This is a genomic window from Vibrio sp. 1727, assembly GCF_033344415.1.
Classification (GTDB): domain Bacteria; phylum Pseudomonadota; class Gammaproteobacteria; order Enterobacterales; family Vibrionaceae; genus Vibrio; species Vibrio alginolyticus.
This window is the reverse complement of the sequence record NZ_JAWPOT010000018.1, coordinates 12,567-35,339: the sequence shown is the minus strand read 5'-3', so window position 1 is coordinate 35,339 and position 22,773 is coordinate 12,567. Positions and strand designations below refer to the sequence as shown.

Annotated in this window: 16 protein-coding genes; 4 read left to right on the top strand and 12 right to left on the bottom strand. The window is 44.6% G+C overall.

Features of this window, described 5'->3' with window-relative positions; genetic code table 11:
* Window positions 1-22: 22 nt before the first annotated feature.
* The gene (locus R8O10_RS17045; protein WP_054576427.1) at window positions 23-1,267 is read right to left on the bottom strand and encodes an iron-containing alcohol dehydrogenase; all 1,245 of its coding nucleotides are present in this window, start codon (window positions 1,265-1,267) and stop codon (window positions 23-25) included.
* Between the two features lie 377 nt (window positions 1,268-1,644).
* On the opposite strand from R8O10_RS17045, the gene R8O10_RS17040 reads away from it, so the two are divergent.
* Window positions 1,645-1,911 carry a GrxA family glutaredoxin gene (locus R8O10_RS17040; protein ID WP_005378026.1) on the top strand — a complete coding sequence of 89 codons (267 nt, stop codon included), beginning with the start codon at window positions 1,645-1,647 and terminating at the stop codon, window positions 1,909-1,911.
* Window positions 1,912-2,086: 175 nt separating this feature from the next.
* Window positions 2,087-3,769, top strand: a complete 1,683-nt coding sequence (locus R8O10_RS17035) for an aspartate:alanine antiporter (protein WP_005378028.1) — start codon at window positions 2,087-2,089, stop codon at window positions 3,767-3,769.
* A 78-nt stretch (window positions 3,770-3,847) separates the two neighbouring features.
* Here R8O10_RS17035 and fabV read toward each other — a convergent pair whose 3' ends face one another.
* From fabV to R8O10_RS16995, 8 genes are all read right to left on the bottom strand, one after another.
* Window positions 3,848-5,050: an enoyl-ACP reductase FabV gene (fabV, locus tag R8O10_RS17030; protein WP_318191558.1), complete on the bottom strand. Its 1,203-nt coding sequence runs from the start codon at window positions 5,048-5,050 to the stop codon at window positions 3,848-3,850.
* 174 nt (window positions 5,051-5,224) lie between these two features.
* Window positions 5,225-7,507, bottom strand: a complete 2,283-nt coding sequence (locus R8O10_RS17025) for an acyl-CoA dehydrogenase (RefSeq protein ID WP_169628410.1) — start codon at window positions 7,505-7,507, stop codon at window positions 5,225-5,227.
* Window positions 7,508-7,578: 71 nt separating this feature from the next.
* Window positions 7,579-8,214, bottom strand: coding sequence for a TetR/AcrR family transcriptional regulator (locus R8O10_RS17020; protein ID WP_005378033.1), 636 nt, complete (start codon window positions 8,212-8,214; stop codon window positions 7,579-7,581).
* Between the two features lie 717 nt (window positions 8,215-8,931).
* On the bottom strand, window positions 8,932-10,083 hold the full coding sequence (gene nhaA, locus R8O10_RS17015; protein WP_005378034.1) for a Na+/H+ antiporter NhaA: 1,152 nt from the start codon (window positions 10,081-10,083) through the stop codon (window positions 8,932-8,934).
* Window positions 10,084-10,413: 330 nt separating this feature from the next.
* The gene (locus R8O10_RS17010; protein ID WP_042521997.1) at window positions 10,414-11,538 is read right to left on the bottom strand and encodes a lipocalin-like domain-containing protein; all 1,125 of its coding nucleotides are present in this window, start codon (window positions 11,536-11,538) and stop codon (window positions 10,414-10,416) included.
* Entirely contained in the window at window positions 11,538-13,991 is a 2,454-nt protein-coding gene (locus tag R8O10_RS17005; RefSeq protein WP_318191557.1) for an ABC transporter permease, read from the bottom strand. The genes R8O10_RS17010 and R8O10_RS17005 overlap by 1 nt, the downstream gene beginning before the upstream one ends.
* Window positions 13,972-14,643, bottom strand: a complete 672-nt coding sequence (locus tag R8O10_RS17000; RefSeq protein WP_005378040.1) for an ABC transporter ATP-binding protein — start codon at window positions 14,641-14,643, stop codon at window positions 13,972-13,974. The genes R8O10_RS17005 and R8O10_RS17000 overlap by 20 nt, the downstream gene beginning before the upstream one ends.
* A gap of 187 nt (window positions 14,644-14,830) precedes the next feature.
* Window positions 14,831-16,207: an MATE family efflux transporter gene (locus tag R8O10_RS16995; RefSeq protein ID WP_104979009.1), complete on the bottom strand. Its 1,377-nt coding sequence runs from the start codon at window positions 16,205-16,207 to the stop codon at window positions 14,831-14,833.
* 94 nt (window positions 16,208-16,301) lie between these two features.
* Here R8O10_RS16995 and R8O10_RS16990 point away from each other — a divergent pair, with 94 nt between their 5' ends.
* Window positions 16,302-17,753, top strand: a complete 1,452-nt coding sequence (locus tag R8O10_RS16990) for a DUF2867 domain-containing protein (RefSeq protein ID WP_170890564.1) — start codon at window positions 16,302-16,304, stop codon at window positions 17,751-17,753.
* Window positions 17,754-17,783: 30 nt separating this feature from the next.
* On the opposite strand, the gene R8O10_RS16985 is transcribed toward R8O10_RS16990, so the two are convergent.
* From R8O10_RS16985 to rsuA, 3 genes are all read right to left on the bottom strand, one after another.
* On the bottom strand, window positions 17,784-18,446 hold the full coding sequence (locus R8O10_RS16985) for a DUF2913 family protein (protein ID WP_005378053.1): 663 nt from the start codon (window positions 18,444-18,446) through the stop codon (window positions 17,784-17,786).
* A complete protein-coding gene (locus R8O10_RS16980; RefSeq protein ID WP_017820848.1) occupies window positions 18,446-19,648 on the bottom strand; it encodes a Bcr/CflA family multidrug efflux MFS transporter in 1,203 nt (400 codons plus the stop codon). The genes R8O10_RS16985 and R8O10_RS16980 overlap by 1 nt, the downstream gene beginning before the upstream one ends.
* A gap of 437 nt (window positions 19,649-20,085) precedes the next feature.
* Window positions 20,086-20,787 (bottom strand): 16S rRNA pseudouridine(516) synthase RsuA, encoded by a 702-nt coding sequence (gene rsuA / locus R8O10_RS16975; protein ID WP_005388670.1) that lies wholly within the window; start codon window positions 20,785-20,787, stop codon window positions 20,086-20,088.
* 121 nt (window positions 20,788-20,908) lie between these two features.
* Between rsuA and R8O10_RS16970 the strand changes: the two genes are divergently transcribed.
* On the top strand, window positions 20,909-22,660 hold the full coding sequence (locus tag R8O10_RS16970; RefSeq protein ID WP_054729964.1) for a DEAD/DEAH box helicase: 1,752 nt from the start codon (window positions 20,909-20,911) through the stop codon (window positions 22,658-22,660).
* Window positions 22,661-22,773: the final 113 nt, after the last annotated feature.

The window sequence follows — 22,773 nt, the reverse complement described above, 5'->3', positions numbered from 1 at the left end:
TTTAATGCTGCTAAGGGAGCAATCACCCTAAGTCGTTGACACTCGATAAGTCCGTTCTTGATTCCAGTACTTCAACAGAACTGACATGTTGTGCACTCTCTGCTACACACTCTCCACTACAATCACAGACTTGCTGCAATATGTGTATCAAACGTTCCTGATTAAGAGGTAAAGGATTCCCTTTGATTGCCATTGATTTAAGCGCATCATTCGCCACTTGCTCAAAAGAGGTTTGGCATACTCCAAATTGAGCCAGTAGCGGTAACGCTAACTTATCTAGCACCATATTTACCCAAAGAATTCCATCGTGTTCGTTAGCATTTACTCGCTCAGTGACTAATTGGGCCAGCTTACGATAACGACTTATCACATCATTCCTACCCGCGAGTTTAGCAGCGTTAATGTTCTCCTGCATCACGTGCGGAGCTAGGCGAGCCGTAATAACGCTATGGGGGGCGTCTAACTTGCCTCCTAACGCCGATGCTAACCCATGAGCAGCACCTAATTTGGCATTAGTAATCGCCATACCACCAAGCAATGCAGCGAACGATAAATCAGAGCGCGCCTTATGATTATCTTGCTTACAAGCGGCAATCACTGAACGGCTTAAACGGCGTAGCCCCTCTTCGCAGACCATATCAGTAAGAGGGTTTGGCTCACCACACACATACGCTTCCATTAAATGAGTGAACGCATCCATTGCGCCACGTCCAGATGTGTATTGGTCGGTCCCGTAAGTAAGTGTCGGGTCTACAATGGCAACGTCTGCGAGCATATCAGGGCTTCGAAGACTCACTTTCACTTTATCTTGTCCAGATTTCAGCACAGCATTTCTGGTCACTTCTGAACCGGTGCTTGCTGTCGTAGGAATTGCAATAAAATGAAGAGGCTTTGCTTTTAAAGGGACGCTTCTTCCTACCACTTCTACGTAATCGTAAACATTGCCTTGATTGGGAATAATGGCAGCTAAGGCTTTGCCCATATCGATGACGCTGCCACCACCTATCGCAACCACCATATCAGGTTGGAATTTTCTACCGAGCACTGCGGTCTCTTCTACCATCGTGATGTATGGTTCACCAACGATAGCTACGTGCTGGTAACGCATATTTTGAGCTTTAAGATATTGGATAATGGGGGCGGCTCGTTGGGTATCCTGCCCAGTAACCAGCAAAACACTGTAGCCAAATTGGTTAATAACGGACAATGAAGATTGAAGTGCACCTTCACCAAATATAATCCTTGTTGCAGTCATAAACTGAAACATACACACCCTCCCAAAAGAATATACCCAAATAACCTCTCGCCCTCTGATTTAACACTTATGTAAGAGTTGAAGTTATTTGCGTATAGCCAAAATAGATTGCTATTTTTTTAAACAAAAAAAATTGACCAATTCCACCTTGCCATCATTAACCCTTTAGAATGTATGTTTTTTATGCGTCACTTCACATACTTCAGAGCCGTAAAATAAGCACGCGCGTTTAGTTTTTATTCGATAGATTTCACCTATAGAACCAAGTGGTAATTGCCGCTTTATTTCCGTATCTGGATCGGGCATAGTTACTCCAACAAAAGAAAGCGCACTCAGCCGCTATGTTTTGTACGCTTTCAAAAAAGAATAGATTTAGGAGAAATAAGATTATGTTCGTTGTTATCTTTGGTCGCCCTGCATGTCCTTTCTGTGTTCGTGCAAAAGAGCACGCAGAAACGCTAAAAGCAAAACGTGATGACTTCAACTACCGTTACGTTGATATTCACGCTGAGGGTATTTCTAAAGCAGATCTTGAGAAAACAGTTGGTAAACCAGTTGAAACCGTTCCCCAGATCTTTATCGACCAAGAGCACATCGGTGGCTGCGACGAATTCGAAGCATACGCGAAAGAGCACCTAGGTCTATTTGACGAGTAATAAAGACTGTTTTCAAAAAAGCCGCTTCATGCGGCTTTTTTATTATTTTTCAGCTGGTTATTACGTTAAGTCAACTAATGGTAAAACCTAAAAAAATTCACTTATCTTTTTGCTATATTTAGTTACAATTCACAGTTCTTAATCTTTTTTGGCACACACTCTACCGAGCCACACAGTGAACATAGACGTCGTATACCTTCTTGAGCAAAACCCTATCCTTCTAATCTTCGTCGTATTAGCCATTGGCCTTGCCATCGGAAAAATTCGATTTGGCAAATTACAATTAGGCAACTCTATTGGCGTTCTTATTACCTCTTTGGTAATGGGCCACCTTGGTTTCTCATTTAATGCAGAAGCTTTAACCATTGGCTTTATGCTGTTTATCTACTGCGTTGGCATTGAAGCTGGACCAAACTTTTTTGGTATATTCTTCAGAGATGGTAAGCATTATTTTATTTTAAGCATGACTGTTCTCGTGTCTGCGGTCAGCTTAACGTATGGTTTGAGTCACTATTTCGGCCTCGATTTTGGCTTATCCGCCGGTATGATGGCAGGCGCATTGACCGCAACGCCAGTACTGGTTGGTGCACAAGATGCTCTTAACTCTGGCCTTGCGACTATACCGCGGAATATGGAATTTTCTCTGGTATTAGAAAATCTATCCGTAGGCTACGCGATGGCTTATCTGGTCGGCTTAATTAGCATGATCATGTTTGCTAAATTGTTGCCAAAACTGCAAAAACAAAACCTTTCTGATTCCGCGCAGCAAATCGCACAAGAGCGTGGCCTTGGAAATTCAAGCCAGAGAAAAGTGTATTTACCCATTATTCGAGCTTACCGAGTGGGCCCAGAGCTAATTGACTGGACTGATGGTAAAAACTTGCGAGAACTGGGTATTTATCGTCAAACTGGCTGTTACATTGAACGAATCCGTCGCAATGGTATTCTCGCCCACCCAGATGGTGATGCTATCTTGCAAGAGGGAGATGAAATTGCACTGGTTGGCTTCCCTGACAGCCATGCTCGCTTAGACCCTAGCTTCCGTAATGGTAAAGAAGTATTCGACCGTAACTTGCTTGATTTGCGCATCGTTGAAGAAGAAATCGTCGTAAAAAGTGACGCTATCGCTGGTAAGCGTTTATCGGATTTGAATTTGTCTGAGTTTGGCTGTTTCTTAAACCGCGTAGTTCGCGCTCAGATTGAAATGCCTATGGACTTAGACATTGTGCTCGCTAAAGGGGACGTCCTTCAAGTGAGCGGCGAGAAAAGCCGAGTACATGGACTGGCGGAAAAAATCGGTTTCATCTCGATCCACAGTCAAATGGCCGATTTGCTCGCTTTTTGTAGCTTCTTTATTTTGGGTATTCTGTTTGGCCTCATCACAATGACGTTCGGTCAGGTGTCTTTCAGTTTGGGTAATGCGGTGGGTCTTCTGTTATCCGGTATTACGCTTGGTTTCTTACGAGCAAATCACCCTACTTTCGGTTATGTCCCACAAGGGGCGCTGAATATGGTCAAAGATCTAGGGTTAATGTTCTTTATGGTGGGAATTGGTCTAAGTGCAGGTGGAAAGATGTTCGAGCACCTAACGCAAGTAGGACCAAAAGTCATTGGTTTGGCATTTATTGTCAGTGTTGTGCCTGTAGTTCTGGCTTACTTAGTTGGCGCACACGTACTCAAGATGAACCGTGCTCTGCTCTTCGGTGCCATTATTGGCGCCCGTACTTGCGCTCCAGCTATGGATGTCGTTAACGACTACGCTAAGTCCACCATCCCTGCCCTTGGTTATGCGGGTACCTATGCGATTGCGAATATTTTAATGACGCTAGCTGGTACGATTCTGATAATACTAAGTTAATACTCACTTTGACTATGAAATACAAAAAGGCGCTCAATGAGCGCCTTTTGTTTATTGGTTATCTAGTCTGTGATTCGATTAGATTTGAATGAAGTCTGCTTCAACTGCTGGATTCACATCCGCTTCGTAATCTACGCCTTCAACGCCGAAACCAAATAGTTTCAAGAACTCTTCTTTGTACTCAACGTAGTCAGTCAGCTCTTTTAGGTTCTCAGTCGTAATTTGAGGCCATAGCTCACGACAGTGCTGCTGAATGTCGTCACGAAGTTCCCAGTCATCCAGACGTAGGCGGTTCATCTCATCAACTTCTGCCGCGCTACCGTCTTCTTTGTATAGACGTTGGCTGAACATACGGTAGATTTGTTCCATACAGCCTTCGTGTACACCTTCTTCGCGCATTTTCTTGAATACCATTGCGATGTACAGTGGCATAACAGGAATTGCAGAACTCGCCTGAGTTACAACAGATTTAAGTACCGCAACATTGGCACTACCACCTGTTGCTGCTAACTTGTCGTTTAGCGCTTTCGCTGCACGGTCTAGGTCCATTTTTGCTTTACCTAGTGCACCATCCCAATAAACTGGCCAAGTTAGCTCAGTACCAATGTAGCTGTACGCGACGGTCTTACAACCTTCAGCAAGAACACCAGCATCAGACAACGCATTGATCCAAAGTTCCCAATCTTCACCGCCCATTACAGTGACAGTGTCTTTGATTTCTTCTTCTGTTGCAGGCTCAACGCTAGCTTCGATGATCACATCTTTGTTGGTATCAACAGCCGTTGATGTGTAAGTTTCACCGATAGGTTTAAGAGATGAACGAACTAATTCACCAGTTTCTGGCATTTTACGTACTGGAGATGCCAGTGAGTAAACCACCATATCGATTTGACCTAAGTCTTCTTTGATCAGCTCGATAGTTTTCTGTTTCGCTTCATTTGAGAAAGCGTCGCCGTTTAAGCTTTTTGCGTACAGACCTTCTTCACGCGCTAGCTTTTCAAAAGCAGCGGCATTGTAAAAACCTGCTGTACCTGGCTTCTTCTCAGTACCTTCTTTTTCGAAGAAAACACCGATAGTTGATGCACCGCCACCAAATGCCGCAGCGATACGAGAAGATAGACCGTAGCCACTTGATGCACCAACAACAAGAACACGCTTAGGTGCGTTTTTGATTGGACCTTGCGCTTTGGTGTACGCAATTTGTTCTTTTACGTTAGCTTCACAACCAACAGGGTGCGTTGTAGTACAGATAAATCCACGAATTCTAGGTTTGATGATCATATTCAACTTCCTTTAAAAAACCTTGTTAGGATAAAAGTTTCGTTGGGATTTCGCATCTAATTTCTGTAAAAATGCTCTTAAAAGGCAAGTGGTTGGAGCACTATCCCACCATCCACTCCCCAAGAATACAAAAAAGCACCTCATTGAGGTGCTTTTCTTAACATTAGTTGTCTATTATGCCGCCGGATTCAACTGCGACTTTTTTGGGCTATGAGTTCGCACTTCAGAAAAGTCATGACTAAAGTGGTCAACTTGAATCGCCTTGTAGCGCAATTTATCTGCAGCCATGATTTGATCAATTTCTTGTTCAGTTAACACGCCTGCTTCAAATGCTTGCTGCAAACGATCATGTAGCAGACCTTTACGAGCCACTTTACCATCCTTCGCAGCCTTCATAAGTTTACGCTCCAAAGGTTTAATGTCGTACATTGCAAGGAATGCATTCTCCATTAAGCCTACGCTGTCATCCTCTGATTTTCCGATGTAGCACAGATGCGTGAGGCGATCACGTTGCGCGCCTGGCGTCATCATCGCTTCAGCCAAATTCACACACAGCTCATCACTTGGCTTATTGAAATGATTACCAAGCGGGAACAATAGCCCCTTAAGCACACCGCCAACGTATTTCACAGGGAAGTTGGTGTAAGCCTCATTTAATGACTTAGAAGCGTTATACAAACAGTGTTGAACAGCGTAATGAACGAAGTCTAGATCGCCTTGTTGACGGCCTTCATCTTCATACTTTTTCAAGGCAGCAGATGCCATGTATAGATAGCTTAATCCATCACCCAAACGTGCGGAGATCATTTCTTTACGCTTCAAGTCTCCACCTAAGGTTAACATCGCAAAGTCTGCACTTACTGCAAGTGCACGACTGAGACGAGTAATGTCTTTGTAGTATTGCTGCGTTGGGCCACTCATGTGCGCGTTAACAAATCGAGAACCAGTTAGTGCTGCACCAAATGCACCGAATGTATTACCGAGCGCGTGCTTGATGTGTTTAAAGAGTAAGTTGTCAAATTCTTTCGCACCTTGTTCAGAATCTGGATTCGCCGCTGCTTCCATTTCTTTTAGAACATATGGGTGACATCGAGTCGCACCTTGACCAAAAATCATCAGGTTACGAGTCAGAATATTCGCGCCTTCAACGGTGATAGCAACCGGGATACCAAGGTAATGTTTAGCAAGATAGTTCATTGGGCCATCTTGAATCGCACGACCCGCATGGATATCAAACGAATCATTTAGAATGGTACGCGCGATTTCCGTCATGTGGTACTTGGCAATCGCGGTTACAATCCCAGGTTTTTCTTTCATATCGAGAGAAGTCGTCGTTAGCGTACGCGTCGCTTCTAGTAGGTAAGTAAGACCACCAATGCGCCCCATTGCTTCTGCAACACCTTCAAACTTACCGATCGACATTCCAAACTGTTTACGCACGTAAGCATAAGCACCTGTTGTACGTGTAGTAAGGTGACCAATCGCTGTGCCAAGCGCTGGAAGAGAGATACCACGACCAGCAGAAAGACACTCAACTAGCATACGCCAACCTTTACCTGCGTAATCAGCGCCACCGATCAACCAGTCCATAGGGATGAAGACATCTTCACCACGAGTTGGGCCATTCATGAACGCAGACCCCAGAGGATCATGGCGCTCGCCTATCTCGACACCTTCATGGTCAGCGGGAATCAACGCACATGTAATGCCAACCTCTTTCTTGTCACCAAGTAGCCCTTCAGGATCCTGCAGTTTAAATGCTAACCCGAGCACTGTCGCAACTGGCGCAAGCGTGATGTAGCGTTTATTCCAACTAACTCGCACGCCAAGCACTTCTTTGCCTTCATGGGTGCCGTAACAAACCACGCCTTGATCAGGTATGCCACCTGCATCAGAACCCGCTTCAGGGCCAGTTAGGGCGAAACAAGGGATGTCTGTACCATCAGCTAAACGAGGCAACCAGTAATCTTTTTGCTCTTGCGTACCATAGTGCGATAGCAGCTCACCAGGGCCAAGAGAGTTTGGTACCATTACCGATACCGCGGTACTGATACTTCGAGTCGCAATACGAGAAACAATGGTTGAGTTCGCCAAAGCGGAAAATTCACGACCACCATATGCTTTCGAGATGATCAAAGAGAAAAATCGCTCTTTACGTAGGTACTCCCATACTTCAGGCGGTAAATCCCTGTCTTCTTTGACAATCTTCTGGTCATCAAGCATTTCTAGCAGAGTTTCAAGCTCATTATCCATAAATGACTGCTCTTCTGCCGTCAGTGTAGGCGTTGGATAATGATGCAATGTTGTGAAGTTTGGCTTGCCTGTGAATAGTTCGGCATCCCACCATACACTACCCGCTTCCATCGCCTCTTTCTCGGTGCTAGACAGAGGTGGCAATACTTTTTTGAACACTTTAAAAGCCGGGTCACTAATCCATTTTCTTCGTAGAGAGCTCATAGTTCAGATCCTTTTGTTCACGTAACCGCTCGGGGTATAATCTTATTATTGGTTTAACTTTCTTATTTGTCTTATGCCAACTGCTTTGCTGACATTCCTGCTGACAAATATGGAATCAGTAAATCGACGACAGATTTCACATCGACTTCCTTTTCAAACTTACTTTCTGCCAGCTCCGAAAGAGCTTGGCTTGAAGCCATCGTAAATACACAGGTTCCTAACGTGAAGTGCAGTCGCCAAAACAACTGTTCTTCACATAGTTCCGGGTTCGCCTTCATTATCGAGAAAGTGAAAAGGTTCAGTACCTCTTCGTATCTGGTGGTAATGAACCAGCGTAGATGACCTTGAACGTCTGTATAACCGCGGCCAATTAACAACATAAATAGCGCAGTACCATTTGGGCGTACATCATTTAATGTACGTAAAGGTAATCGCAATGACTCAAAGACATCGTCCATGTTGTAGCTATCGCGCGTGTTTAACTCAATTAATGAAGTCTTAATGCTCGGCATTAGTGCTTCTAAATACCTATCTAAAACCGCTCTAACCAGCGTTTTTTTATCGCCAAAGTGATAGTTTACCGATGCTAGGTTAACGTTAGCTTTACCTGTTATCGTTCTTAGCGAAGTATCATTAAAGCCATGTTCAGCAAAGAGTCCTTCTGCGACATCGAGTATTTTTTCTTTTGTTGATGTTCTCGGGGCCATTTTAATCACTCGTATTAAACAACTGTTTGAAAATATACTCCCGAAACTTCAGATTAACAAATGATTAACATCACACTTTAACCAATTGGTCTGACCAGACAATAAAAGGTGTGATCTAATCTTTTGAAATTCAATCGAATACTCCAGTGAAGCTTGTCAGAAGAAAACGATCAAATTTCTCAGTCCATCGCAATTGAAACGCTAACAATAGCCTTGGCGGCTCGGAGTGAGCGACGAGAGAATGAAATACATCTTCGGTTCTAGGGGAGATAAAATGAGAAACACAGAAGTTAGTAACTTCGCCAAGTTGGTAATCCATCTCGATTTTTCTATTACTTTCGGGTGTGTAAGAAGCTAGAAAGCATTAAGTAGAAATTTTTTGAAAAAAAATGGAACTGTTTGGAAAAGGCTCGGTCTGAATATACGTAACAGTTAGGGCATTTGAAGTTTCACTGGCCGTCAAACTTGTTTCCATCTAATTGTTACGTTGCTGCTTTTTTCTTATTAACTCCTATGTTTGTATCCGCCCAGTCAAATTTTCGGCTGGGCTTTTTTTCGCCTGTAGATTTACCAAGCGCCTCTTTCGATGATTTGCCCCAACTCCATAAGCTAGACCTTAGTTGGTCACAAAAGTAACCAGCCTGAAGTGGTTGATGTGCCGATCTGCAGACATAAAAAAGCCTCCCGAATGGGAGGCTTTACTAAACAGTGTGTATCTTACGCTTGCGCTTTCTTAGGCAAAGAAAAGTGCAGTAACGCGTAGCCAAGTAACGCGGCTGTCGTCGAGCCCATTAAGATACCTAGTCGAGCATAGGTATCAAACTCAGGGCTTACATTTCCAAACGCTAAAGAGGAAATGAATATAGACATTGTAAAACCGATACCACACAACACAGATACCGCAAAGATATGCTTGAAGTTAATGCCTTCCGGTAGCTTAGCTACACCCATTTTCACAGCAGCCCAACTAAAGGTGAAGATACCTAGAGGCTTACCAACCAGTAGCCCCAAAGCAATACCTAATGGCAGCATTGAAGTTAGGCCTGACATCGATACGCCTTCTAGCGAAATCCCCGCATTTGCAAATGCGAATAGAGGTAAGATACCAAATGCCACGTATGGATGAAGTGCATGCTCCATGTGCTTAAGTGGGGAATGTTCGCCCTGTTTACCCTTAAGAGGAATAGCAAAGCCGATCACTACGCCTGCAAGTGTTGCGTGAACACCAGATTTAAGTACCGCAAACCATAAGATCGCGCCGACTATCATGTATGGCGTCAGTTTCGTTACTTCCTTCGCATTCAACATGAACAGGACACCAGTCATGATGAAGCCAACAAGCAGCGCCATGCTAGAAAGATCACCTGTGTAAAACAGTGCAATAATAACAACCACGCCTAAATCGTCGATGATAGCGAGAGCTAACAAAAACACTTTAAGGCTTACTGGTACGCGCTTACCTAGTAGCGCCATGATACCTAGAGCAAATGCAATATCCGTCGCAGCTGGAATGGCCCAGCCAGAAACCGCCTCTGGGTCGTTAGCATTAAACGCAACGTAAATAAGAGCAGGGGCTAACATACCACCAACCGCTGCAATCGCAGGGAAAATTGCGGTTTCTTTTGATTTTAGCGCTCCTTCAAGTAGCTCTCGCTTCACTTCAAGGCCAATAAGTAAGAAGAAAACAGCCATTAGGCCGTCATTAATCCAGTGAGAAACTGACATACCGAATACATAAGTATGCAGTACAGATTGATAAGTTTCGCCCAGCGGTGAGTTAGCAATGGTCATCGCAATTGCCGCTGCAATTACGAGAAGAATACCACCTGCTGATTCCATTTTGAAAAAGTCACGAATGACATCGTTCATGGTTTCGTCCTTATATTTATTATCTTAATAAACGATTAACAAAGAGTGATAAGAGTGTATAGCTGTCGAAAACTTTAGAATAATCGCTTCTTCAGAGTATAAACTTCGGTTTTTTCGATGTTAAGTTTACTATACATCGTATTTTCCAACATGACACTCAATTTTGATCGGAGATCGTATTTGTTTTTGTCGCACCAAATATTTATCAAGATGATGAGAAAATCAGCATAACACGGCTTGTACCATCATGATAACCCCGTACTTTTGAGAAAAAGCTACGAAGCTTCGCGCACTAAAAAACCACCCGTAGGGGGTGGTTTTCTTCACAACTCAATAGCCTGTCAGCTGCATAAAGCCCCAAGCCTCATTGGAGCCGGAAGCTAAAGTAGGCCCTTCCCAGTAAGGTATTACAAAGGGTAGCCACATATCTGACTTGATAATGCGGGTAGTCAAATTAATTTGATGCTTCGGAATATTGATAATCCACTGCAAAGGTAACCTTCTTCCATTGGATAAACTGGTCACTTGCATTGGTTTAATACTGATATCATCGTCTGAGAGGTTGATGACTTTACCTGAGCGTGTCGACAACGTGCCAAACACGTGCGGTGTTTGCCCATGGTGACGATAACGGCTAACAGTTAATGCTCGACCATCATCTAAATTGAAAACAAACCAATCCCAGCCTTGTTGCCCCTCACCAATTAAGCCGCTGCCCCACTCTTTTTGCGCCCAAGCAGAACCCGTCACTGAGAATCGCTTACCATTTAAGCTTAAGCTGCCTTTTACTTTTAAAAATGGAGCACTGAAGCTGAAAGAAGCAACAGATTGCAACGCATGTTTAACTTGGAAGCCTTTGTCTCCATTCACCACAAAGGGGCCGCTTGTCATGGTATTGAGCTCAAGTCCAAACGTATCAGTATTCACATTCAAGTTGCCCGGGAAAGGCGTCGCACCGAGTGATCGCCAAGTCCAATTATCAATCCATAACCTGAAAGGACGATTGATCATACCAGCTTGGCCTATCCCACCTCTAGCTACCCGTTGCTCTTTCCATACATGCGAGCCATGACTGACGACAACATGTGAAATGTACAATTGAGGGTTCTGCCAACCGCTGGTTTCTCGCTCGTCCGTCGCAACCCTGAAATAGCTCCATTGAACATTGTAGATCTTGCCTTGCTCATCTTTTAATTTCGCAAAGTAGTGCCACCATTCATGCTGATACTCGGGATGAAAGCGAAAGTCTGAGGGTAAAGAGACATGCTCGTTAGGTAGTACAGGCTCGAAAATCGTTTGATTTTCACGCGTTAAGATAGAATCAAGTTCGCTTTCTCGTGTTGCTGTCGCCTCTAACCAAAAAGTTGAGTAAAAAGCAGCCCCAGTCAGAAAAGCGAACGTAACAACAATGAGCGTTGAAACCAACAAGCGTTTTTTAGAGCCCATTTTTTTCATTACAACGCGTCCCTTAATGACTTCATCGGTGTACTTTTGATCATTCTAATAACTGGCAATGCGCCAGCAACCATGATGGCAAGCATCGCCCAAGCAATGGTTTGAGCATACTCCCATGGAATCGTTTGAAGCTCTAGAGACCAGCCAAATGATTGCTTAATGATAATATCAACGATCAAATGTGCGAGCGCCAAGCCGAGCGGCACTGCAATAATCGCAGAAATGGCTCCGAAGACGAATAGCTGCAAACCACCTAATACGACAAGTTCTTTTCCGGACACACCCATGCACCTTAATAAGGAAAAATGCCGCTGCCGTGAAAGTTCTCCTGCCAACGTCGCAAAGAATAAACCAAACACGGCAATAATCAGCGTGATATTGCCCAAGGTTCCTGCTATAGCAAAGGTATGATCAAACACTCTCATTGCTTGGCTATAAATATTACCGTTATCAAACACACGATCTTGCGGAAGACGGAATACATTCTCTAAGCGATTTTTCAGCCCTTCTCCATTGACGTTATCTTTTAATACTACGCCAAGACCAACATTACCCGTACCTGCAAATGCATACAGCCAATTCCGGTGCGACATCATCACCTGGTTATATGGGTTTCCATAATCGTAGTAAACGCCTACGACTTGCCAATCACCACCAAGCGGTTCCTGCAAGTTAATGAAATCGCCAGGGCGGATATCCAACTTCAAGGCCATCGACTCGCTGACCATTAAGCTCTTGGTAGCGTGCAGTTGATACCAGTAATTTGGGACACCTAACTTGACGGTAAGTGAGTCTAGCTCACCTTCAGAAGAGCCCGTACTCACAACTTGCAGAGCACCGTGCTCGGTCGGCATATCTTTTTCCCAACGCCACCAAACCGAGTTCACCTCTGGCTGATTCTGGAGCCATGCGCTCATCCGAGCGGCTGAATTGTTGGTCGGATAGATGTACACATCAGCGGCTAATCGCTGATTTAGCCACTTATCGGTTGTATCTCGAAAGCTTCCGACCATTGTTTCTACACCAATGTTTGCCGCCAGCGCTAACATAAACGCCATCGTAGCCACACCTCGATAGCTCATGCTGGCTGCTGCATCAGCAAAAAACCAACGGACACGAACCCATCGCATGGTATAAGAAAAACTTTGGAACATATGCCACATAATAAATGGCATAAACAACGCCACACTAATCAACATCAGCGCAATAATTGCAAAGCCGGTTTCTTGTGTTTTCGGCGCCTGATATACCGCTATTGCAGCGACACAAAACGCACATGCCGCAAGCGCCTGCCAAGAGAACTCTCTTCCAGCAAATCGCATTAGCGACAGTCGAGAAGAAAGGCGGATTGGTTGTGACTTCAGCAAACGGATTAATGGCCACAGACACGATATCAACGCACCCATCGCTGCCATGATTAGGCTATATAAGCTAGATTGCCATGACCATCCTATGGTTAAACCTACGTTGGCATCATACAAATCACTCAGGCTCGAAGACACTGCTGGGATAAGTTCATTCGCTAAGATCAAGCCAAAAAAGTTACCACACGCCCACGCAATAAAGACGAGCAAAGACAACTCTAGCAATAAGGCTTGCGCTAACTGTGTTCCGTTAACACCAGTCTGTCTCAAAATACCGACCAAACGTTGTCGCTGGATGAAAGACAGAGACATCGCTTGATAAAAAATAAACAACCCGACCAAAAACGACAGCATTCCCATCGCGGTGAGATTCATATGGAATGCGTTAGTTAGCGACTCAAGCTCAGTACGCGTATTCCTAACAAGCGTCATTCCGTTTGGCAGCATGTTTTTCAGTGCTATTAGCTTTTCCTCTGGCATTTCGCCACAAGAAATCGCAGACAAACCTGAGCTCCGCTTGAGCATACGCAACAACGCTATATCAGTAACCAGCCGAGTACCTGAAAGCATCTTGTCCTTATCTACTTGAATAGGCCCAAGACGGCTTCCATCATTCATCTCAATGAAATCCCCATCCTGCCAACTCATGTAAGCGGCCAAATCTTGACTAACAAGAATAGGATAAGGAGGCTTCATTAGTGATAAAACAGGCATCTCACCTAGCGATTTTCCTTGTTGTAGTGGGATCATCGCGACAGGATCTATCCCCACCAACATCAGGCTCATATCGGTCTTGGCATCTAGATGAAGCACGTCAAACGGTGCACATTGGTTGAACCCAGCTCGACGTAACTGAATATAGAAACCTTGAGGAATTTTATTGGCAGAGTGCTTCGTTCGGATTCGGTATGGCAAAGGATTGGAGAAAAGCTTTTCCCCAGTAGCATAACTTTGTTTTGCATGCTGGTTGATAGAAGTAACACCAACAAGGAGGGACACGCCTAAAGTTAATCCCAGCCAGACAAGAATAATTTGTAGAGGGTAACGACGGTAATGACCGAGTAGTGCCTTAACTACGGGCCATAACATGTAGCTGCCCTCCTTGAAGTCGAATCTTTCCTTCCATATGGGCGGCCACTTTTTCACTGTGCGTCACTAACAGCAAAGTACACTCCAATTGGCGAGCGAGACTCGTTAATAAGCGCATTACTGCTTCTGCGTTTCGCTCGTCTAGGCTACCAGTTGGCTCATCAGCAAGCAGGATTTTGGGTTCCATATAAAGGGCGCGAGCAATCGCCGCACGTTGTTGCTGACCACCAGACGCCTCTTCCGGATAACGTCCTAGCAATGGCATTAAGTCCAAAGCAGAAAGAATTTGACGCCACAACTCTTTATCTTCCGGCAGACCTTTTAACTGACGACAAAAACGAATATTGTCGGCAATATTAAGTGTAGGAAGCAGGTTGAATTGTTGGAAGATATTACCAATATTGTTGCGGCGATAAAGGGTTCTTAAATGCTCCGGTGCTTCATGCATAGCAAAATTTGGAAACTGCACTTCACCAGAGTCAGCAGTATCTAATCCGGCGATTAAATTCAGCAGAGTACTTTTACCCGAACCACTTTCTCCCATCAGAGCAACTTGGTCGCCTTGCTGCAATGTTAATTCTGCCCCTTGTAATACAGGGTGAAACTCTCCCCCGTCTACATAGCCTTTACATAGGTCTGACAGTTTTAACATTGATTATGCCGCTCGGATGGTGTTTAAAAATTGGGATCAGAATCTACACTAAAATCCTGTTAGTAGAAAGTATTTTGAATGCTTGATCACACTATGGAAGTACAAATGCAACTCGATTCACTTTCTGTTGCTAATTTTGTTGACGTTTTGAGCAGATTTTTGCAGCCAAAATAAACTCTGTTCCTCCTTACTGGCCAATCAGGTTTTTCATCCATTTTCGGCTAACCATTCTTGGCAAGCAAATCGCCCACTTCACAACTTCTTCCGTCAAAAAGAGTAAGTAAACCCATTGTGGGTCCCAATTGAGATAAATCGCTGCAAATGCTGCGAGTGGAATCCCGATCACCCACTGCGCCAAGATGTCTTGATACAAACAAAACTTAACATCACCGCCCGCGCGTAATACACCAACAATCGCCATCATCGGCACCGAGCGTAACACGACACCCAACGCTAGAATCACCATAAACTGTTCAGCTAGCTCGCGAGTGTCTGTTGTCAGTGCACTAAACGCATTAAGGATCCATTGATTTGACACTATCAACAAGATGGCGACCACAAATGCGATAAGCACATTCAAAATGACCGTAGCCCATGCTTGATAATAAACGGGTTCAAAATTACGAGCGCCGAGCTGGTTCCCGACTAGAACTGCAGCCGCATTCGATAAGCCAATCATCATCGCCAATGCGATCGACTCAACAGGTGTCATTACGGAAAGTGCCGCCAAACCTTGTACGCCTGCTTGCCCCATGATGGCGTGATAAGCAAACAGCCCACCAGCCCACGCCAAGAAGTTAAATGTGGTTGGCAAAGAGAGGCTCAAGAAACGCGTAATTTTATCTAAGACCAATCCTGCGCGTATATCATCCCAACCAAATGCGATTATGTGTTTTTTCAACCATAGATAACCAAACAGGCAACCTACTTCGATCGCGCCACTGATTACCGTTGCGATCGCTGCTCCCGTAATACCCAGAGCAGGAAAGCCTAATTGACCAAAAATTAAAACCCAGTTAAGAAACACATTAGATAAAATGCCTATACCACTAAAAAAAGTGCTTAAGCCTGGTTGGTGCATCGCCCTTAGGCCCACCGACATACTGGCCACACATGCAACAGCAAACATGCTAACCGACGAAATAATGAGATAGCTGGCCCCTAGCTCAATCACTTCTTGTGAATCGGTAGTCAAACTCATGATGGGCTGTGGAAAAACAACAAACAAAGCAACAGCAATCGCAGCAAACATCATTGCGATCATCCATGTTAAAGCGGTACTGCGACGCACCCCAACTTTATCGCCAGCCCCCCAATATTGAGCGGTTAACAATGCACCACCCGTTGTCACCCCAACTAACATAATGGTGGTGACGAAAGTCGCGCGCGCAGCAACTCCAACTGCGGCAATTTCTGCTTCACCAAGTTGACCAAGCATAAGAACATCGACGAGGCTTCGGCTTGAAAACATCATGCTTTGCAGTGTAATTGGTAACGCGATTGCAAATAAACGACGTAAGAATGCTTTGTCTGCGTGTATTGAGAGTTGAGAAAGAAAAGTCACAAGCGCTCCAACGACAACTTATTGATAGAATGGGGAAAGTGTCTCATGATTATACTCTGTGGTGTTTATTCCACCAACGATAAAAGGACAGATAATGAAAAAGGTGTTGGTGCTAGGCGCCTCGGGTTACATTGGCTCTCAACTTCTTCCGTTACTTTTAGATAAAGGTTACGCCGTCACAGCAGCGGCGCGACATATTGATTATTTAGAGTCAAGAACTCAGCCTCACCCTAATTTAACGTTAAGGTATCTCGACTTGGCTGACGCAGAGACCACGAAGGCTGTAGTGAACGATTTTGATTTAGTATTTTTTCTCGTGCACGGGATGGCTCAAGGTGATGACTTTGTTGAGTACGAACTAAACCTTGCTTTGAACTTCAAATATGCGTTGGAACAAAGCTCCGTCGAGCATGTTATCTATTTGAGTGCCATTCAACCTCAAACCGGAAACTCTCGCCATTTAGCCGCTCGTAAAGCCACGGGAAAAATAATTCGACAGTCTGGTATTCCAGTAACTGAATTGCGTGCAGGCGTTATCATCGGCCCCGGCTCTGCCGCTTTCGAAATCATGCGTGACTTTGTCTACAACTTACCTATTTTGATCGCGCCTAAATGGGTCGACTCAAAAGCGAACCCTATCGCCTTGCCCAATCTCAACCACTATTTGTTGAAGTTAGCAGAAGCCCCCTATCCAGAAGAAAGTCACATTTATGAAGTTGGTGGGCCAGATACACTTAGCTACCGCGAACAGTTCAAAGTCATTTGCCGAATCACGAACAAGCCGTATCGACTGTGGTCGACCCCGCTACTTACTCCGAAAATGGCATCGTACTGGCTAGGTTTAGTTACCTCAGTGCCAACTAGTATCGGTAAAGCATTACTTGCGGGCTTAGAGCACGACTACATTGCAGACTCTAAAGCGATTGAAGAACGATTTCCTCAAACGCTGATCAGCTACGAGCAAGCGGTAACTGATACCATTCAAGATGAAGGCACATTTGTACGCAGTAATGTCTGGGGGTTTGAACCCGCAGCGCTTCGTCGATGGCAACCAGGATATGGCTATTACCCAAAACAAGCTGGAGCGAGCATTAAAACCCAAGCCTCAGCGGCAGCATTATGGAAAGTGGCGCAAAAGATCGGGAGTCGCGAAAAAGGCTATTACTTTGCCAACATCTTGTGGCGTACACGTGAATGGCTCGATATCTTTTTTGGTGGCGGAAAACCGATTCGCGTTTCTCCTCCTGGACCAGAGCTTAAAGTCGGTGATTTTATTGACTCTTGGAAAGTGATTCGCTGCGATAATAATCAGTTTCTTTCACTGTTTTTTGGTATGAAAGGCCCAGGCCTTGGGCGTTTAGAAATTACCATCAAAGATCTCGGTGACGAACGAGAGCTGGATATTACCGCCTGGTGGCACCCGCAAGGGTTTCTTGGGCTGCTTTATTGGTTTGCAATGATGCCAGCCCATCTTTTCATATTTAAAGGCATGGTCAAAGCCATCGCGAAAGAAGCAAACCGTTTAGAAAACAAAAAGCCCCAATAACAGGGGCTTCTAAACACTCAAAATGTCACTTTAGTCAGCTTTGAACGAGAGTGGAATTTCGGCTAACTGGTTGCCTTCGTTTGCTGGAAAAATAAGGTACTCGCCATGGTATTTCACCATCGATTTGTAGTCTGTTACCTTATGTACCATAAAGCCCGCTTGCGCTGCTTTCTCAACAAACTCAGCATGATTGCCACGTACAAACCAACTCATTGGCTTTACGAGCAACTCGCCATCAAAACAGCTTTCGCATTGGTCTGCACATAACGCTAAAGAGTTTTGACCTTCAGTGAAGATTTGTACTTTGCCGCACCCAATCAGTTGCTCAGACGTCGAGACTTCCCAGCCTGCTTGCTCCATCAAATCAAGAAAAGACTCAATATCTGAATCTTTGAACACTTTGGAGTCTTCACCTTCAGGGAAGAATTGCGCATAAAAAGCAGAAATACGCTTGAAGATAAACAACAAACCAGCATCGTTCCCCTTTGAGCGACCTGCTTTTTGCCAACGCGTTAAGTCATCGCCTACCGTACGTCCGAAACGTTGTGATTTTAGCGCCTTTGTTACCCAACGCACTAAATAATGGTTATTCGCAACAGGGGCATTGGCTAACTTACCTGAGCGATGCTCTTGATCTAACTCTTCAAGTGCTGAGTTAACCAAGTTTTGAATTTCTTTGGTGTAATTCGACATTACGCCTTTCTTCCTAAAGTCCAATAAAACAGTGCTGAAAGCACAGAACAAGCAAACATTACGATGATCATCGGCCAAGCAACATTCCCGGGCAGTGATGCCACTAGCGCACCAACCAATGAACCGATACCGAATCTTAATGTCCCCGCTAGAGACGACGCCGTACCCGCCATTGATGGGTAACCACTTAAAAGCAGCGCCATCGCGTTACTACCTATCGTCGACAATGTACCGATAAACAGCACAACAAAAGGTACAATGCCCCATAATCCGAAGTCCATTAACCAACTTACGAATAAACCAATCCCCGCCAAAAGTTGCACGAACAACCCAAAACGAAGCATGGCATGGGAACCAACTTTCTTCACCAAGCGACCATTAATACTGGTCATGATGATCATCGCCACAATGTTCAAACCAAATAGGTAACCAAAGTGGTCTGGTCGAACACCATATAAATCAATATAAACAAACGAACCCGCCGTCAAAAATGCAAACATTCCGGAAAATGAAAACGCACCTGAGAGCATCAAACCGATTGCTTCAGGATTGGAGCATAATCTGGCGTAGTTTCTCAGCGTCGTGCGGAAACGAAGAGGCTGACGATTTTCAGGCTGTAACGTTTCAGGGATTTTCCAAAGTACGAGAAAAATCACAACTACAGCGAAAATAGCTAGTACCCAAAAAATGGAACGCCAACCAAACCAAATCGCGAGATGGCCACCGATCATCGGTGCCACCAACGGCGCAATAGTAATGACCAGAGTAACGAAGGACATTGCGCGTGCAAAATCTTCACGGTCAAACATGTCACGCACGACGGCTTGGATAATGACCGCCGCTGCCGCGCCAGCAAAACCTTGTGCCGTACGTACATAGGTCAGCGCATCAATGCCATTTGTTGTCGCACTCACAACGGCAGCCAAGCCGAAGAAAAGTACGCCTAAAATCAACACAGGTCTGCGACCAAAGCTATCGGCGAGCGGCCCGTGAATTAACTGGCCGATCGCAAAACCCGCGGTATAAGCCGTCAACGTAATCTGAACCGCGCCAGGCGCGACCCCCAAATCTTTCGCAATTGTCGGCATCGCAGGCAAATACATATCGATCGCCAAAGGCGTCAAAGCACCAATCGCTCCTAGTACCAGAAACAATAGAAAACTGATTTGGGATTGCGGAGCACTTTGAGCTTTTTCTGTCATTCTTTTACCTCTTGTTGGAGCCCTACCGTCAATACTTGCAGAACAAAGTGAAAATAACGGACAGTTCTCATATCGCTGAATGTAGAAGCCAAAAACCTGTTCTATCCAACGTTCGAGAATCATAAGGGCAAATATGTACTAAGGTGTGACCTTGACGAACTCGACATAGAAAAGCATGTGAAAGCGAAATGTGTTTATGGGAAACAAACACAATGCAGTAAAAATGATGGCGTTGACACCATCATTCCATTCACCGTAGCCGAAGGCTTTGCAATAAGAGTATGCATGCATCAGCTAAATGCAAAGGCATATCACTGAGATGAGTAAGCACACCGGAATTGTCTAGGCACTAATTTTGGTAGGAAAATTTATTTTGAGCCAATTCCTACCAAAAGACTAGTTCCTATTAGGAACTAAAGAATTTCCCATGCCGACAATTAATTCCAAATAGAATCAATTTCTTCTTGCGTGAGGTAGCGATAATCACCTGGTTCTAGTGCCTCATCAAGTTCGATAGAACCAATACGCTCACGATGTAAGTACTCAACTTTATTTCCTAACGCCGCGAACATACGTTTCACTTGGTGATACTTACCTTCCACGATAGTTAACAATACTTCATTCTCAGCCTCGTTCACGATTTCCAAACGAGCAGGCAATGTTGCTTCTGATTCATTGCGCAAAATGATGCCTTGTTCGAGCTTTTCCGCGTAATCTGGCTGAATAGCATCGACGAGCCAAACACGGTACGTTTTCTCACACTTATGCTTAGGTGAGGTAATACGATGAGACCACTTACCATCATCCGTAATCAATACTAAACCAGTTGTGTCGACATCTAATCGGCCCGCAAAGTGAAGGTTTTCAATTTTAGGCTCATCAAGCAATGCGAATGCAGTTTGGTTGTAGCCATCTTCATGTGAACAAACAAAGTCAGCAGGCTTATACAACATAATGTAACGAGGACCAGGAGCACCAATAACACGGTCTTCCCACATCACTTCCGCACCTTTAGGTACTTTAAATGCACCACTTTTTTGAACCTCACCGTCAACGGTGATGTCTCCACTTTTGATGATCTTTGTTGCCTGTTTGCGTGTTGCACCCAGAGCGTCACACAAATATTTATCTAAACGCATGAATACCTCATTGAATTATACCCAAGTGATCTCTAAATCTTGGTTTAAAGGTCACTTGGGTATAAAAGTCAGGTATTATAGCGTTCCTCGTTCGAATAGTTGAGCAATTTCACATATTTTCATGTACACACTTCGTCCTTATCAAGCCGACTCGGTTAAAGCCGTTATTCATTACTTTCGTAAACACTCGACACCAGCAGTGATCGTGCTGCCAACCGGTGCAGGAAAAAGCTTGGTGATCGCAGAACTTGCTCGCCTTGCGAAAGGACGAGTGTTAGTCCTCGCCCACGTAAAAGAACTGGTCGAGCAAAACCACGCAAAGTATGAAGGTTATGGTTTAAAAGGTTCTATCTTCTCAGCAGGATTGGGACGAAAAGAAACTGACCAGCAAGTCGTGTTTGCTTCGGTTCAATCGGTCGTACGTAACTTAGATTCGTTCAAAAACCAGTTTTCTCTGCTCGTTATTGATGAGTGCCATCGTGTGCCAGATGACAAAAACAGCAGCTACCAAAAAGTTATTACTCACTTACGAGAACTGAACCCTGGCATTAAGGTGCTGGGACTAACTGCAACGCCCTATCGTTTAGGAATGGGCTGGATTTATCAGTATCACACCCGAGGTCAAGTGCGAACCGAAGAGCCTCGATTCTTCCGCGATTGTATTTTCGAACTGCCGATCCGTTACTTGCTCGACGAAAACTTCCTCACTCCAGCCCGCATGATGGATGCGCCCGTTTTGTCTTACGACTTCTCTCAGCTGAAGCCCGCTAACACCGGACGCTACAAAGAAGCAGAAATGGACATGGTGATCGATAAAGCCAAACGTGCGACTCCACAAATTGTTGAGCAAATCATGCAATATGCGAAAGAGCGTCAAGGTGTCATGATCTTCGCTGCAACTGTTCGACACGCACAGGAGATACACAGTTTATTGCCAGAAGGCGAAACTGAAATCGTCATTGGTGATACACCTACGCCGGAGCGCGATGCGATCATCCAAGCGTTCAAGAATCGTCAAATAAAATACTTAGTCAATGTTTCGGTACTGACAACCGGGTTTGATGCGCCGCATGTCGATTTAATCGCGATTTTGCGACCAACAGAGTCAGTCAGTCTGTACCAACAGATAGTAGGACGAGGATTACGCTTATCAGACGGAAAATCAGAATGTTTAGTGCTTGATTACGCAGGCAACAGCTACGATTTATACCAACCTGAAGTCGGTGATCCCAAACCAGACTCTGACAGTGAAATTATCACGATTCCTTGCCCGGCTTGCGGATTCAATAACAACTTCTGGGGTAAGTTGGATAGTAACGGTTTCTTGGTTGAACATTTTGGCAGACGTTGCCAAGGTTACTTTGAAGATGAAGACACAGGCGAACGTGAACACTGTGGCTACCGTTTTCGTGCCAAATACTGCGGTGAATGTGGTGCGGACAACGATATCGCTGCACGAATTTGTCATGAGTGTGATGCGACGCTCGTAGACCCAGATAAAAAGCTAAAAGAAGCCCTTAATCTCAAAGATGCATTAATCTTTGAATGCACAGAAATGGACCTATCTGTATTTAAGTCCAGTGATGGTAAATCTCAGCTAAAGGTGACGTATTCTGGTGAACCATACCAAGGCGAAGGCAATGCGTTAGTTCATGAGTTTTGGACATTGAGTACCAAAAAACAAAAACAAACGTTTAAAGATCAGTTCGTACGCCCCCACTTAGCAGACAAGCATCGTCCTTTTGAAGAGGCTTCACCGACACGCGTTGTCGCTAATCAACATCGTTTCCGTTTGCCTCAGTTTGTTATTGCTAGAAAATCTGGTCGCTTTTGGAAGCTGCGAGATAAAATTTTTGAAGATGAGTTGAAATAACATCGACAACACATGGCAAAACTTAATTAGCTGATTCACTCTCTGTTCATCTATATCCGATATACTGCGGCTAACGCTCCAGAAAAGGTTTGACTATGTATAAAGCAACGACT

Coding starts and splice junctions, on each gene's coding strand:
- R8O10_RS17045 (WP_054576427.1), bottom strand. CDS start 1,267: ATGTTTCAGTTTATGACTGCAACAAGGATTATATTTGGTGAAGGTGCA.
- R8O10_RS17040 (WP_005378026.1), top strand. CDS start 1,645: ATGTTCGTTGTTATCTTTGGTCGCCCTGCATGTCCTTTCTGTGTTCGT.
- fabV (WP_318191558.1), bottom strand. CDS start 5,050: ATGATCATCAAACCTAGAATTCGTGGATTTATCTGTACTACAACGCAC.
- R8O10_RS17025 (WP_169628410.1), bottom strand. CDS start 7,507: ATGAGCTCTCTACGAAGAAAATGGATTAGTGACCCGGCTTTTAAAGTG.
- R8O10_RS17020 (WP_005378033.1), bottom strand. CDS start 8,214: ATGGCCCCGAGAACATCAACAAAAGAAAAAATACTCGATGTCGCAGAA.
- nhaA (WP_005378034.1), bottom strand. CDS start 10,083: ATGAACGATGTCATTCGTGACTTTTTCAAAATGGAATCAGCAGGTGGT.
- R8O10_RS17010 (WP_042521997.1), bottom strand. CDS start 11,538: ATGAAAAAAATGGGCTCTAAAAAACGCTTGTTGGTTTCAACGCTCATT.
- R8O10_RS17005 (WP_318191557.1), bottom strand. CDS start 13,991: ATGTTATGGCCCGTAGTTAAGGCACTACTCGGTCATTACCGTCGTTAC.
- R8O10_RS17000 (WP_005378040.1), bottom strand. CDS start 14,643: ATGTTAAAACTGTCAGACCTATGTAAAGGCTATGTAGACGGGGGAGAG.
- R8O10_RS16990 (WP_170890564.1), top strand. CDS start 16,302: ATGAAAAAGGTGTTGGTGCTAGGCGCCTCGGGTTACATTGGCTCTCAA.
- R8O10_RS16985 (WP_005378053.1), bottom strand. CDS start 18,446: ATGTCGAATTACACCAAAGAAATTCAAAACTTGGTTAACTCAGCACTT.
- R8O10_RS16980 (WP_017820848.1), bottom strand. CDS start 19,648: ATGACAGAAAAAGCTCAAAGTGCTCCGCAATCCCAAATCAGTTTTCTA.
- rsuA (WP_005388670.1), bottom strand. CDS start 20,787: ATGCGTTTAGATAAATATTTGTGTGACGCTCTGGGTGCAACACGCAAA.
- R8O10_RS16970 (WP_054729964.1), top strand. CDS start 20,909: ATGTACACACTTCGTCCTTATCAAGCCGACTCGGTTAAAGCCGTTATT.